Origin of the sequence: Rhodopila sp., from assembly GCF_965276935.1 — a bacterium.
GTDB lineage: Bacteria > Pseudomonadota > Alphaproteobacteria > Acetobacterales > Acetobacteraceae > Rhodopila.
Window position 1 is genome coordinate 688,855 of the sequence record NZ_CBDIBS010000004.1, and the last position, 12,917, is coordinate 701,771.

Genomic DNA, 12,917 nt, shown 5'->3' on the forward strand with positions numbered 1-12,917 from the left:
GTGCGTCCTGCAGCCAGTCTGCCCGGTAGCTCGGCACCTCGCAAGCTTGCCAAGCAGCCGGATGCGCGGCGGCTCGGATGCGAACGACCAGACACAGGGCGGGGAGTCATGCCATCGATGACATAATCGGCATGCGGTCAGGTGGACGCTCGCTCGATGATGCGGAACGGGACCTGCATCTGGTCAGTATCCCGGCGCTCCTCGCCCGCAAGCCGACGCAGCAGGGCGGAAGCGGCCGACCGGCCGGTCTGCACGCCCTCGACATTCACCGTGGTAATCGACGGCTCGTTCAGCGCGCTCAGTTCAAAATTGCCGAAGCCGCAGACCGCGAGCCGGTCCGGCACACCGATGCCCTGCACCCGCGCTTCCGTCAGCGCGCCAAACGCCATCAGGTCGGAGCTGCAAAACAGCGCGCAACGCTGGTCGAGCAGCGGCAGCAGGGCGCGCAGACCGCTGCGGCCAGCGGCGATCGTTCCGGGGGCGGAAGCGACCTGCTCCGATACAACGGCACCGCCGGCTTTCGCCGCCGCCCTGGTGAAGCCACGGCCACGCGCCAGCGCGCGGGAGTCGCTAGCAGTCAAGGTGGCGAACCGGTCATGCCCTCTGGCACGAAAAAAGTCGGCCACCTCGGCGCCAACCTGCATATGGTCGAAGCCAATTACCATGTCGATCGGCCGGGTGGACACGTCCCAGATCTCCACCACCGGGATGCGCGCCTCGATCAGCATCTGCAAGGCGCCGGGGCTATAAGCTGAACCGGTTAGCAGCAGCGCGTCCGGGCGACGGCCGAGCAAGGCGCGGAACAGTACCTCGTCGTCAGTGTCTTCATAGCCACTGATCGACAGCATCACCTGATAACCTGCCCGGCGCATCGATTCGGTAAAGGCCTGCACGACGCCGGCAAACATCGGATGCGCGATGGTGGGCACGATGGCGGCAACCATGCGGGACTTGCGGGACGACAGGCCGCCGGCGATCAGGTTGGGCACATAGCCAAGCCGATCGATCGCCTCCTGCACCCGCGCCGTGGTTTCCGGCGAGACCCGGTCGGGTGTGTTGATAACCCGCGAGACGGTCATTGGTGCGACCCCGGCGGCGGCGGCGACATCAGTGATCTTGATCGGCGCCGGATGATTGGCAGCGGCGTGCGGCGGTTCGGACAGGGTTGGCTCCTTAGGTTGTCGTAGGATAATGCAAAGCCTAGCGCGCCGCGATATGTCCGGCCAGGGCGCATGACGAAACGTTTGGCCATGAACGCCAGGAGCGGCATGATAGGTGATATCGCTGCCCAGAAGGTTCAAAAAAGCACCGTTGGCGTTTGTAACGAAAGCTGCCTTCGACAATGCTCCGCGTGAGGGCGGCACTGGAAATGCATATTCCAGCGGAGGACATGGTCGCGATCCGGCTTCTCGCTGGATATCTACCACACTTCCGGTTTATAGCTCCGTTGTCCGTGCATGTTACTGAGGTGCGTTGAGCATGGAAAGGGTTGAGCGGAAAACATGCTGATCCAAAGACGGCTTATCGCAACAGCCCGTTCTGGGCGGCGATCGGATCGGAGACGCAATATACAAGATGTTCCATGCATGCGTGGGTACATCGGCGTGACCGCAACTGGATGTGAAGGGCAGCACGTCCGAGCGAGTGCCACGTCCCGCATATGCCGGAAGTGCGTGGACACGGCTGCCGGCTGTTAATCAAGGAGATTACCATGGCAAAATTACGCTTGCTCCAGGCCGCCTGCACGGCTGCAATGCTCGCCGCCGTCCCTGCCTATGCGCAGTCGACCAAACCAACGGGGGATGCCGGCGGCGCCAACGCGCCAGCCGCGCAACAGTCGATGCCGGACACCACGACACCAAATACAACAACGCCGAACAGCACGATGGGCCAGACGGGGTCGCAGACGCCAACGCCCGGCCATCGGATGCACAAGTCGGCGATGGAATCGCACCGTTCCATGCGGTCGGCGCGGACTGACACCTCGCAGGATTCCGCGGTTGATCGCTTGAACGAACGGAGCTATCAGGCGGCTCAGCAGGGTCAGCCGTTTGATGCGTCCAGCACCAGCGGCGGTACGTCGGGCAGCACCATGCCGCACGGCACGATGCCGAGTGGCGGGACATCGGGCGGTAGCTCGACTGGAAGCGGCAAGCTGTAAGTCACCGGGCATAAATGCGGCGTCGCTTCATGCGGCGTCGCATAGGTCGTTTCCTACCACCCGACAAACCAAGGAACACTCAATGTAGTGAAGCCCGAAGGGTCATCGCCATCGGCCTCCGTGCACTAGAATGGTTCCATCGGTTAATACGATTCGGTATCATTAATGAATTCGTAACGGATAGGTGCTGCGGAGGATAAGGTTCAACCGGTAAGCAATATGCGATCGACCACGGCAGCAACTCTCGCCGCGAAGTCATGAAGACTTAGTTGTTCAGCTTAGACTTGCGGGAAAAGATCGTTACCATGTGGGCCACCAGTCCCCTAGGGACCGGTGGAGAGGCCCTATTCCCCCTGGCGCGTCGCATTACCGGCTTGAATGGTACGTCAACGGCGGTACCCGAAATGACTAAACCTGGCGAAACGTGCCGCCGTGGATTGGGCAAGATGGTCAACAACAACGTCCTGGTGCCCATCCTGATCCTGCACGACGTCGATAAGCCGCTGATTTACGTGCAGGAGAGCTCGGATGAAGTCACTTAAGCGAAGCTGGCGCATGAACTGCGGCATGGGGTAGCGGGCGCGATGCTGCTGAAGGAACTCGACTTTGACCACGACATCGTCAGCACGGTCGCGCTGCATACCGGCAATGCACCGTTCCATGGTCGCACGCATAAAGCTTCCTGCATTATGCTGATTATTTTGCAACCAATCCATCATGCTGCAAGGTGACGACAAGGAACCCTATTACCAGAAGCACTGGCGCTAAGCACGCGGCCCCTCCTCGCGGATTGATGAGACGCGATTACATTAATCATAAAAGCCAGCCACGGCCAAACGCGCAGACGATCAGGCCCACGACCGCAACAGGCAGAATTCATCCGGGCGCGCGCCTTTTCATGCCGCAAGGATTGGCGTCGGCGCGCGACGTGTTAGGCTTCCAAAAGGCTCACAACCGGAGGGAAACTAACCATGAAAGCCGCAGTCTTGCACGCCCCCCATCAGCCCCTGACCATCGAGGATGTGGAGATCCATCAACCCAAGCGCCGGGAGGTGCTGCTGCGCACCGCCTTCGCCGGCCTGTGCCACTCCGACCTGCATTTCATGGAGGGCCTTTATCCGATTCCCACACCCATCGTCCTGGGTCATGAAGGCGCGGCGGTGGTCGAAGCGGTGGGGGAGGACGTGACCTACGTGAAGCCCGGCGACCACGTCATCACCTGCCTGTCGGTATTCTGCGGGGAGTGCGCGCAATGCACCACTGGCCACACCAACCTGTGCGAGAACACCGAGGTCAAGCTGCTACCGGGCGCCGCCCGCCGCATGACCTGGAAAGGCGCTGTGCTGAACCAGGCCTTCAACCTGTCGGTGTTCGCCGAACAGATGCTGGTGCATGAGCATGCCATCGTGAAGATCGCCAAGGACATCCCGCTTGATCGCGCCGCATTGGTCGGCTGCGGCGTGATGACCGGGGTTGGCGCCGTGTTCAACGCGGCGAAAGTGGAACCCGGCAGCACAGTCGCGGTGATCGGCTGCGGCGGCATCGGTCTGTCCGCCGTCAATGGCGCGGCGCTGGCGGGCGCGGCCCAGATCATTGCAATCGATACTAACCCGTCGAAGCTGGAGAAGGCGCGGGAGATGGGGGCAACCGATACCATCAACGCCTCTAACGTCGATCCGGTGGCGGCGGTGAAGGACCTGACCGACGGCCAGGGCGTGCCATACTCCTTCGAGGCGATCGGGCTGAAGATCGCCGCTGAACAATCCTTCGCCATGCTGCGTCCGGGTGGCGTGGCAACCATCATCGGCATGATCCCGCTCGGCACCAAGATCGAGTTGCACGGCGCCGATTTCCTGCGCGACCGCAAGATTCAAGGCACCAGTATGGGTGGCAACCGCTTCCGTGTGGACATGCCGCGGCTGTTGGAGCTGTGGCGGCAGGGCAGACTGAAGCTCGATCACCTGATTTCCGGCCATATCAAGTTGCAGGAGATTAACGAGGGTTTCGCAATGCTGAAGTCGGGTACACCAGTGCGCAACCTAATCGATTTCGGCGTCGTCTAAGGCAAGATCGCGGCGTGTCCTGCTGGATGCGCCGTGGTATCCTCCACCGGCTCACGAGGCGGACCGGCGGGATTGTCGAATCGTGGCAAGATCAAACTTGGGCGCTCGTCCGGGACCTGCGGTGGATGGTAGGGCGAAGTCGTGGATGGCGGCGCCCGGCCCACTGACGGCCTCGCCGGCGGTACAACTGGTTTGGCACGAAATTGCTGATAACACCCTTATGTATCTGACGCCGTGCCGCAACGCCCCTACCTGTGGCGGAGATTTCAAAGGTGCTGTCTTATGCAAACCATTACCGCGGTTGTTCTGCTGGTCATGCTCTACGGTTCCGCGCACGCTGGCTTCGATCAATCTGCCTCCGGTCGGATCGTCCTGGCGCAGGCGACCTCCACCGATAACGCGCATACGCCGGTCACGCCGAATGCGCCAAGCCCCAGCCGGCCAGGGCAGCTACAGCAGCTTTCGCAAGGTGGATATGGCGTGACCACGGGTGGCACCTCGCATTACCAGACGCTGCAAACGCCGGGCGGCGGTGGCGCGCTCGCGGTCCCCAATGGGGCCGGTTCGTCCAACGTGATCGGGTCGCAGGGCCGCGCCGGAACCGTGACCTCGCCGCGTTAGCGCCGCTGCCGCCGAGCCGGTCAGAAATTGGCTGGCGTCCGGTTTTTCTCCAGCGGGAATTTTCCTCCTGATCAGTCGGCGCAGGTCGCTCGGGAGGCATAATAATCGCGCTTTCACAGCGCCCCTGCCGGCCAAGACATATCTCCGACGCAGGGCTGGCTTCCGCCATTGACGGGCGCGTGCGGCTGTTTCAGCCTGCCCGCGATCAGGAGGGAGTTGCAGTCATGGCCAACGATTACACTGTCGGTGATCTCGTCGCCGAGTTCCTGTCGGCCTGCGGTGTCACCACCGTGTTCGGTATCGCCTCGGTGCACAACATTCCAATGCTGGACGCGATCGGCCGGCGCAACAGTATTCGCTTCATGATGGCCCGTGGCGAGTTGGGCGGCGCCCACATGGCGGACGGCTATGCACGGGTGTCAGAAGGACTCGGCGTGATCTTTTCCTCCACCGGCCCGGGGGCGGCCAATGCGGTCGGCGGCCTGATCGAGGCTCGGTTCGCGGGTTCCCCGGTGCTGCACATCACCGGCCAGACATCGACGAAATACCTCGATCGCCGCGTTGGTACCGTGCATGATCCCTACGATCAGCTCGGCATGATGGGATCGGTCTGCAAGGCCGCCTATCGCGTCCGGTCGGCACAGAACGCGCTGGGCGTGCTGACCCAGGCGGCGGCCGAGGCGCTCAGCGCGCCGATGGGGCCGGTCAGCGTCGAGGTGCCGATCGACCTGCAACGCGTGAAGATCGAGCGGCCCTCGGGACTGGATCGTTTCGTCCTGCCGCTGCAGACCCCGCGGACGCCGACGGAGGCGGAGCTGGATGAGCTGGCCGAAAGGGTGTTGGCGGCGAAACGGCCGTTGCTGTGGCTAGGGAATGGCGCGAAGCAGGCCGGCGGCGCGGCGGCGAAGCTGCTGGACATGGGCTTTGGCATGGTGACCAGCTTCAATGGACGGGCGACGGTGGCGGAAGACCATCCACGAAATCTCGGCGCGCTGACCGGCAGCGGGATGCCCTTGATCACGGACTTCTACAAGACCTTGGACCTGTGCCTGGTGGTCGGCTGCCGCCTGCGCGGGCAGGAAACCAACGAGTTCAACGTCAAGCTGCCGGACAACCTGATCCAGATCGACGCCGATCCGCTCGCCAATGGCCGAACCTATGCCAGCCGGTATTTCGTCTGTGGCGATGCCAAGGCGACGCTGGAAGGGCTGGTTAGCCAGATCGAGCGCCGACTGCAGGTCATGCCTGGCTACCCCGAGGAATTCGCCGAACTGAAACGCACCGCGCAGCGCGCATTTATTGATACCCTCGGCGTCTATGGCACGTTCAGCGCGCAACTGCGGCAGGTAATGCCGAGGGATGCGATCTGGGCCCGCGACGTGACGCAGAACAACACCACCTGGGGCAATCGGCTCTTTCCGCTGAGCACGCCGAAGCAGAATGTCTACCCGGTCGGTGCGGGCATCGGCCAGGGACTGTGTCTTGGCATCGGCGCCGCCGCGGCGGCGGGCGATTGCAAGACAGTCGTCATGACCGGCGATGGCGGCTTCTTCCTGAATGTCGGCGAACTCTGGACAGCCGTGCAGGAGAAGCTGGACATGGTCGTGATCGTGATGAACGACCGCGGCTATGGCGTGATCAAACGCATCCAGGATGCCACCGCGCAGGGTCGTCGTTTCTATGCCGACCTGCAAGGCCCGGATCTCGAGAAGCTGGCGGCGCTGTCGGACATTCAGTATTTTCGCTGCTCGCGTGCCGATACGTTTGGCGATACAGTCGCCAGCGCGCTGGCGATCAAGGGGCTGACGATGGTGGAAGTGGACATGACCGCGGTGGGCGAGTTCCCGGCGTATTTCCCGTTCAACCAGAAGCCCGCCGCCTGAGCGGCATGCCGCACGCCGGACCCGTCTTCCACACGGCATTGGGGCTGGTGTCGCTGCTGTTGCTGGCGTTCCTGTTCAGCGAGGACTGGCGCCATGTCCCGTGGCGCACGGTCTTCTGTGGTGTTGCCTTGCAGATCGGCTTCGCCCTGCTGCTGATCGACGTTCCCGGTGCCGACCGCCCGATGGTGTGGCTGAACGATGCCGCCAACGCGCTGCACGCGGCCACGCTGGCTGGCACGCAGTTCGTCTTCGGGTACTTGGCCGGCGGCGTCCTGCCGTTCGCGGAGACGCATCCCGGCGCGAGCTTCATCCTGGCATTCCAGGCGCTGCCGCTGGTGCTGACGATCAGCGCGCTGGCCTCCCTGCTGTTTCACTGGGGCGTATTGCAGCGGATCACCGGCGCGTTCGCCTGGCTGCTGCGCGGCGCGATGGGGATCAGCGGGCCGCTGGCGCTGGGCGCGGCGGTACATGTCTTCGTCGGCATGATCGAGGCGCCGCTGCTGGTGCGTCCCTATCTGCAGCGCATGCAGCGCGGCGAGCTGTTCGCCCTGATGACCTGCGGCATGGCCGGCGTCGCCGGGACGGTGATGATCATCTATGCCTCGTTCCTGGCGCCTGTCGTGCCGAACGCGTTGGGCAACATCCTGATTGCTTCGATCATCAGCACGCCGGCCGGACTTGCCGTCGCCGCGCTGATGGTGCCGTTCGATCCGGCCAATCGCGGCGAGGGCCGGCTGGTGATCGACGATCCACCGGTCAGTGCGATTGATGCCTTGGTGAAAGGCACGATGGACGGGATACCCATTCTGGCCGCGATCATCGCGACGCTGATCGTGACCATCGCCTTCGTCACGTTGGTGAACATGGTTCTCGGACTGTTTCCGGCGGTGGCGGGCGGACCAGCAACGTTGCAACGCATCCTTGCGTTGCCATTTCGTCCGGTGATGTGGCTGATCGGCGTGCCGTGGGCGGAAACCGGTCTGGCGGCTGGCTTGATGGCGACCAAGACGGTGCTGAACGAGTTCGTCGCATACCTGAACTTCTCATCGATGTCGGCGGACGCGTTTTCGCCGCGCACCCGGATGATCCTGACCTATGCTCTGTGCGGCTTCGCCAATTTTGGCAGCCTGGGGATCACGATCGGCGGGCTGGGCGCGATGGTGCCGTCCAGGCGCGCCGAGATCGTCGAGCTGGGCTTGCGCACGATCCTGTCCGGGACGATCGCCACGTGCATGAGCGGTGCGGTGGCCGGCGCGCTGGTCTGATCAGGCCGCCGGCCGGCGGAACACCAGCAGGCAATAGCGCATCGAGCGGGTTCGGTATGCGATCAGGATCCGCAACAACGTTATCGCGAACATACGGTTGATCGCGGTCCGATCCAGCAGGAAACGCAGATAGCCTGGTCTGGTGACTAAGCCGACCAGCATGCGTTGGGTGCAGATCGACCAAGTGCGGCGGACGCGGTCGCTGAGCTCCTCGACTTCGACAAGCTGGAAGCCAGCCTGTTCGCCCATTCGGCGATAGTCGGCTTCGTTGCCCATGCTGGGCAAACGCCCTTCGCGGCAGATCGGCTCCAGCAGATGGCGGACCTCCCAGGCGCGGGGGTTGTCGGCGGCGAGCCAGGCGCAGACCGTGAACAATCCGCCTGGCTTCAGTGTGCGGAACGCCTGATCGAAGAAACGCTGCTTGTCCGGCATGTGCTCGCTGCTTTCGATCGCCAAGGCGTGGTCGAAGGATGCGGCGGCGAAGCCGTTAACGAGCCAGTCCTGCCGCAGGAACTGGATGGTTCCGCGGGCGGCGACACGGCCGCGGGCACAGTCCGCCTGCGTCGCCGAGACGGTGACGCCAATGACATCCGCGCCGTGGCGTTCAGCCAGATATTGCCCGCTGGCGCCGTAGCCGCAGCCGATGTCGCAGACACGATTGCCTGGCATGACGTGCAGCTTCGCGGCCAGCAGCGCGACCAGCGCCTCGGCGGCTTCGGTCGGGGTTTCACGCCCGGTCGTCCAGTAGCCGTGATGCACGTGCTCGCCCCAAATTTCGCGATAGAAGCGGTCGAGTTCATCGTAATGCGCCGCGACGGCAGCGGTGGTTTGCGGTTGTTTTGGAAAGATCACGGTCAGGCCTTCTGGCGATGCCGACAGACGATCGGGTGTCCAGCAACAACGATCAAGTGCGTCCCGCGCGACCCATTATAATGCGGCCGAGGCAGAGCGCGGACGCGCCGTCCTTCCAGCGTTTTGATGAACGGTTGGATCAGCCAAACGATATTAGTGTGGTTGAAGTTCGTGGATCGGTCAGGACGTGACGATCAATGGCACGCCGACCGCCGAGGCGGCCTGACATAGACGCTGGTCAAGAGAGGCCAGAGGTAAGCCGAGACGCAACGCCAACTCCAGGTAACACGCATCGTAAACGGTCAGGTCGCTTGCCGCCGCCAGAGCCGACGTGGCGCCGTAAGCCAGCGCGGATGTTCTGTTATCGATCCGGATTGGCAGTTCCGCCAAGATCGCCAGCCCCTGTGTCTGCTCCGCCAACGTGATACGGCCGCGCCGTTCAGCCAGTAAAAGGACGTTTGCGGTTTCCAGCAGCCATAGTTCGGGCGCGACCGCCCCAAGATCCCCGACCGCGGTGAGCAACGCTTCGGTCGATGGGTTTGCCTCACCCGGAAGTAGCCAGGCGAGCGCGGCCGAGCTATCCAGCACGCAGTGCATCATCGCCGGCCTTCATCCCGGTATGCCTTGAGCTGATCCCAGGTGAAAATCTCCCCGCGCCTGGCAATGCCTTGCCGCAAGGCACGGAGTTTCTCGACAGCGTTTCGCCCCTGGCTGCCTTGTGCGGGGATCGGCACCAGACGAGCAACGGGTTTGCCACGGCGTGTGATCGTCACTTCCTGCCCCTCCTCGACCTGATCAACGAGGGCGCTCAGCCGATTCTTCGCATCGAACAATGTAATCGCATCCATATCGTGCTCCAGCTAGATTGGATAGCTAGCTAAGACGGATCAGCGTGATGTTCAAGAGCAAATGTGCTTTCTCGCTCCATGGGCGATTGACAACTGTCTGTAGCGGTGCCGTTTCGTTACGGGTCGCCCGGTAACGCAAGGAGCAGGCATTCGACAGCGTCCTCAGGGGTCCGTGATGCCGTATCCAGGACGATGCGCGACCTGTTCCAGGGTTCGTAGTCGCGCCACTGGACCGCGTCCCACGTTGGCAGCACCAGACCGGGAACATCGCTTGTTCGGGTTTCGAGGCGGCGCCGGTGCGCGTTGGCGTCGGAGCAAACCACCTCGACCTCCACCGAAGGCACCTCGGCCCGGCTTGCCACCGCAAGCCACGCATCGCGGGTCACCGCCAGGGGATTGACCGAATCGGCGATCACGGTATTGCCGGCGCGCAGGTTATCCTCCGCCACGCGATAGGCGACGGCATAGCCTTCCGTCACCACGCTGTTCGGCAATGTGCCGCAGGCGCGCAACGCCTGCTCGATCGTATCGACGCGGACATAGCTCGCCTTCAACCGGCCGGCGAGCAAGCGGGCGATCGTTGATTTCCCGGTGCCTGGCAAGCCGCCGAACACGATCAACATGCTGTCGATCCTTCATCCAAGGAATGCCTCCCTCCCCCGCGATCACGTAGTGCAGCCGTATATCGCCCAGATCGGCGTGATGATGTTCCATCCCACGGCTCCCTTCCCCATCGCCCTTATCGTCCCTAGACGGTTTCAGGCAGACCGAGCAGCCTGAACCGTCCAGCTGTCTGTCCGCCCCCATGATTCACGCGCTGTTGGCGTTCCGCCCAGCGCGATCATGCTCTATCATGACGCGACATCGGAATGGGGGAAACCATGCACTGGACGGACCGCCGCGAGCGCTACCATGAGACCATCGGCGGCAGCGCCTGCATTCATCCTGGCTCGGTCTACGACGCCATCTCCGCCCGCATCGCCGAGGAACTCGGCTTCGAGGTCGGCATGTTCGCCGGCTCCATCGCGTCGTTCACCGTCCTGGGCGCGCCCGACCTGATCGTGCTGACGCTGACGGAGTTCGCCGAGCAGGCGTATCGCATCAACCGTGCCGGTAAGCTGCCGCTGATGGTGGATGCCGACCACGGCTACGGCAACGCGCTGAACGTGATGCGCACGGTGCAGGAACTGGAAACCGCCGGCGTTGCCGGCCTGATGATCGAGGACACACTGCTGCCCCGCGGCTTTGGCGAGAAGAAGCCGGCGGTGATCTCGATCGAGGAAGGCATCGGCAAGATGCGCGCTGCCCTGGCGGCGCGGGAGGACAAGTCCCTGGTTATCATCGGCCGCACCAGTTCACCCTCGATCAGCGGGCTGGCCGACGGCATCAAGCGGCTGAAGGCCTACGAGGCAACCGGCGTGGACGCGCTGTTCATCGCCGGCGGCCTGACTCGCTCGGACCTCGACGCCATCGCCGCCGAGGTCAAGGTGCCGCTGATGCTCGGCGGCGTCTCCGGCGACATGCAGGACACGGATTACCTGGCTAGCCGCGGCGTGCGCATTGCGTTGCAAGGGCACCAGCCCTTCTCGGCCGCCGTCAAGGCCACCTACGACACGCTGAAGGCGCTGCGGGACGGCACCAAGCCGACAGCCCTGCAAGGCGTCGCCTCGGCCGACCTGATGGCGAAGGTCACGCGCGCGGGCGACTACAAAAGCTGGACGGAAAAATTCCTCGATTGATCTTCGGCGCGGGCCGGGGAATGGTGCGCGCATGTCCATCCTGACCGGCAAGGCGCGACTCGCGGGCATCACGGGCTGGCCCGTCAGCCATTCCCGGTCGCCGCGATTGCACGGCTTCTGGCTGGAGCGGCACGCGATCGACGGCGCCTACCTGCCGCTGCCGATCCAGCCGCGGGACTTCCCGGCCGCCATCCGCGGCCTGATGCTGGCGGGGTTCGCCGGCGTCAACGTCACGCTTCCACACAAGCTCGCGGCGTTCGCGATCTGCGACGTCGTCGACACGTCCGCCCGGCTGGCCGGCGCGGTCAACACGCTGGTTTTCCAGGACGGCCAGATTGTCGGCAGCAACACGGATGGTTGGGGATTCCTGGCGAACCTGCGCGCCCATGGCGTCGATCCCGCCGTGGGTCCGGCGCTGATCCTTGGAGCGGGCGGAGCGGCCCGCGCCATCGCCGCCGCACTGCGGGAACTCGGGATCAAGGTCACGCTGGCCAACCGCACCCGGGAAAAGGCCGAACGTTTGGCCGACGGCCTGCCGGGGCTGGCGGTGATCGGCTGGGACCGCCGCGATGCCGCCCTGGCCGACCATGTGCTGCTGGTCAACACCACCTCGCTGGGCATGGCCGGCCAGCCGCCGCTGTCGATCGATCTGGATGGCGGCGCGCCGGCTGTCGCCGACATCGTCTACGTGCCGCTGGAGACGCCGCTGCTGGCCGCCGCCAAGGCGCGCGGATTGCCCGCGATCGACGGGCTGGGCATGCTTCTCCATCAGGCGGTTCCCGGGTTTCGCGCGTGGTTCGGCGTGACGCCGGAGGTGGACGATGCGCTTTACCGCTTCGTCGCCGCCGACCTTCTGACGTGAGGATCATCGGCCTGACCGGCGGGATCGGCATGGGAAAGTCCACCGCCGCCGCCGCTTTCCGTCGCGCCCGCATCACGGTGTTCGACGCCGACGCCGTAGTGCACCGGTTGCAGGCCAAGGGCGGCAGGGCGGTCAAGGTCATCGCGGCGGCATTCCCGGGCACCGTCCACGACGGCGTCATCGACCGCGCCGCCCTGCGCCACGCCGTGCTGAACGACCGCGCCGCCCTGGCGTGCCTGGAACACATCCTGCACCCCATGGTACAGGCCGAGGAGCGAGCGTTTGTCGCAAGAGCACGCCGGACCGGTGCGCGCGCGGTGGTACTGGATATTCCGCTGCTGTTCGAGGCCGGCGGCTACAAGCGGGTCGATACCGTCGTGGTGGTGTCCGCTCCGCTGCCGGTCCAGGTCCATCGGGTGGGCCTGCGTCGACGCATGAGCAAGGCCGAGATCGAGGCGGTGATTGCCCGCCAGATGCCGGACCGTGAGAAGCGTCGGCGCGCCGATCTGGTCGTCCGTACCGGGTTGTCGCGCTATCATACGCTGGGCACGCTGCGGCGGTTCATTGGGGGGTTAAGGGGATGAGTCGTTTTAAGCAAGGCGAGGGGCGCTGCCCCTCGACCC

General features: G+C 64.1%; 14 protein-coding genes. 8 read left to right on the forward strand and 6 right to left on the reverse strand.

Annotated features, from left to right (window positions below; genetic code table 11):
• Window positions 1–137: 137 nt before the first annotated feature.
• Window positions 138–1,427 (reverse strand): LacI family DNA-binding transcriptional regulator, encoded by a 1,290-nt coding sequence (locus ACQY4S_RS19495; protein WP_428486871.1) that lies wholly within the window; start codon window positions 1,425–1,427, stop codon window positions 138–140.
• Between the two features lie 284 nt (window positions 1,428–1,711).
• On the opposite strand from ACQY4S_RS19495, the gene ACQY4S_RS19500 reads away from it, so the two are divergent.
• Window positions 1,712–2,161: a hypothetical protein gene (locus tag ACQY4S_RS19500; RefSeq protein WP_428486872.1), complete on the forward strand. Its 450-nt coding sequence runs from the start codon at window positions 1,712–1,714 to the stop codon at window positions 2,159–2,161.
• A gap of 386 nt (window positions 2,162–2,547) precedes the next feature.
• Here the strand turns inward: ACQY4S_RS19500 and ACQY4S_RS19505 are convergent, their stop codons facing one another.
• Window positions 2,548–2,835: a hypothetical protein gene (locus ACQY4S_RS19505; protein WP_428486873.1), complete on the reverse strand. Its 288-nt coding sequence runs from the start codon at window positions 2,833–2,835 to the stop codon at window positions 2,548–2,550.
• Window positions 2,836–3,132: 297 nt separating this feature from the next.
• Between ACQY4S_RS19505 and ACQY4S_RS19510 the strand changes: the two genes are divergently transcribed.
• From ACQY4S_RS19510 to ACQY4S_RS19525, 4 genes are all read left to right on the forward strand, one after another.
• Complete coding sequence (locus ACQY4S_RS19510) at window positions 3,133–4,224, forward strand: Zn-dependent alcohol dehydrogenase (protein WP_428486874.1); 1,092 nt, start codon at window positions 3,133–3,135, stop codon at window positions 4,222–4,224.
• Between the two features lie 282 nt (window positions 4,225–4,506).
• Complete coding sequence (locus ACQY4S_RS19515) at window positions 4,507–4,845, forward strand: hypothetical protein (RefSeq protein WP_428486875.1); 339 nt, start codon at window positions 4,507–4,509, stop codon at window positions 4,843–4,845.
• 224 nt (window positions 4,846–5,069) lie between these two features.
• Window positions 5,070–6,728, forward strand: a complete 1,659-nt coding sequence (locus tag ACQY4S_RS19520) for a thiamine pyrophosphate-binding protein (RefSeq protein ID WP_428486876.1) — start codon at window positions 5,070–5,072, stop codon at window positions 6,726–6,728.
• A 5-nt stretch (window positions 6,729–6,733) separates the two neighbouring features.
• Window positions 6,734–7,993 carry a NupC/NupG family nucleoside CNT transporter gene (locus ACQY4S_RS19525; protein WP_428486877.1) on the forward strand — a complete coding sequence of 420 codons (1,260 nt, stop codon included), beginning with the start codon at window positions 6,734–6,736 and terminating at the stop codon, window positions 7,991–7,993.
• On the opposite strand, the gene ACQY4S_RS19530 is transcribed toward ACQY4S_RS19525, so the two are convergent.
• The 4 genes from ACQY4S_RS19530 to ACQY4S_RS19545 form a co-directional block, all read right to left on the reverse strand.
• Window positions 7,994–8,845, reverse strand: a complete 852-nt coding sequence (locus ACQY4S_RS19530; RefSeq protein ID WP_428486878.1) for a class I SAM-dependent methyltransferase — start codon at window positions 8,843–8,845, stop codon at window positions 7,994–7,996.
• 180 nt (window positions 8,846–9,025) lie between these two features.
• On the reverse strand, window positions 9,026–9,433 hold the full coding sequence (locus ACQY4S_RS19535) for a type II toxin-antitoxin system VapC family toxin (RefSeq protein WP_428486879.1): 408 nt from the start codon (window positions 9,431–9,433) through the stop codon (window positions 9,026–9,028).
• A gap of 8 nt (window positions 9,434–9,441) precedes the next feature.
• Window positions 9,442–9,693, reverse strand: a complete 252-nt coding sequence (locus tag ACQY4S_RS19540; RefSeq protein WP_428486880.1) for a type II toxin-antitoxin system Phd/YefM family antitoxin — start codon at window positions 9,691–9,693, stop codon at window positions 9,442–9,444.
• A gap of 116 nt (window positions 9,694–9,809) precedes the next feature.
• Window positions 9,810–10,316, reverse strand: coding sequence for an AAA family ATPase (locus tag ACQY4S_RS19545; protein ID WP_428486881.1), 507 nt, complete (start codon window positions 10,314–10,316; stop codon window positions 9,810–9,812).
• Between the two features lie 258 nt (window positions 10,317–10,574).
• On the opposite strand from ACQY4S_RS19545, the gene ACQY4S_RS19550 reads away from it, so the two are divergent.
• From ACQY4S_RS19550 to coaE, 3 genes are read left to right on the forward strand one after another with little or no spacing between them, the layout of a single operon-like run.
• Window positions 10,575–11,432, forward strand: coding sequence for an isocitrate lyase/PEP mutase family protein (locus tag ACQY4S_RS19550; protein WP_428486882.1), 858 nt, complete (start codon window positions 10,575–10,577; stop codon window positions 11,430–11,432).
• 31 nt (window positions 11,433–11,463) lie between these two features.
• The gene (locus tag ACQY4S_RS19555) at window positions 11,464–12,294 is read left to right on the forward strand and encodes a shikimate dehydrogenase (RefSeq protein WP_428486883.1); all 831 of its coding nucleotides are present in this window, start codon (window positions 11,464–11,466) and stop codon (window positions 12,292–12,294) included.
• The gene (coaE, locus tag ACQY4S_RS19560; RefSeq protein WP_428486884.1) at window positions 12,291–12,878 is read left to right on the forward strand and encodes a dephospho-CoA kinase; all 588 of its coding nucleotides are present in this window, start codon (window positions 12,291–12,293) and stop codon (window positions 12,876–12,878) included. The genes ACQY4S_RS19555 and coaE overlap by 4 nt, the downstream gene beginning before the upstream one ends.
• Window positions 12,879–12,917: the final 39 nt, after the last annotated feature.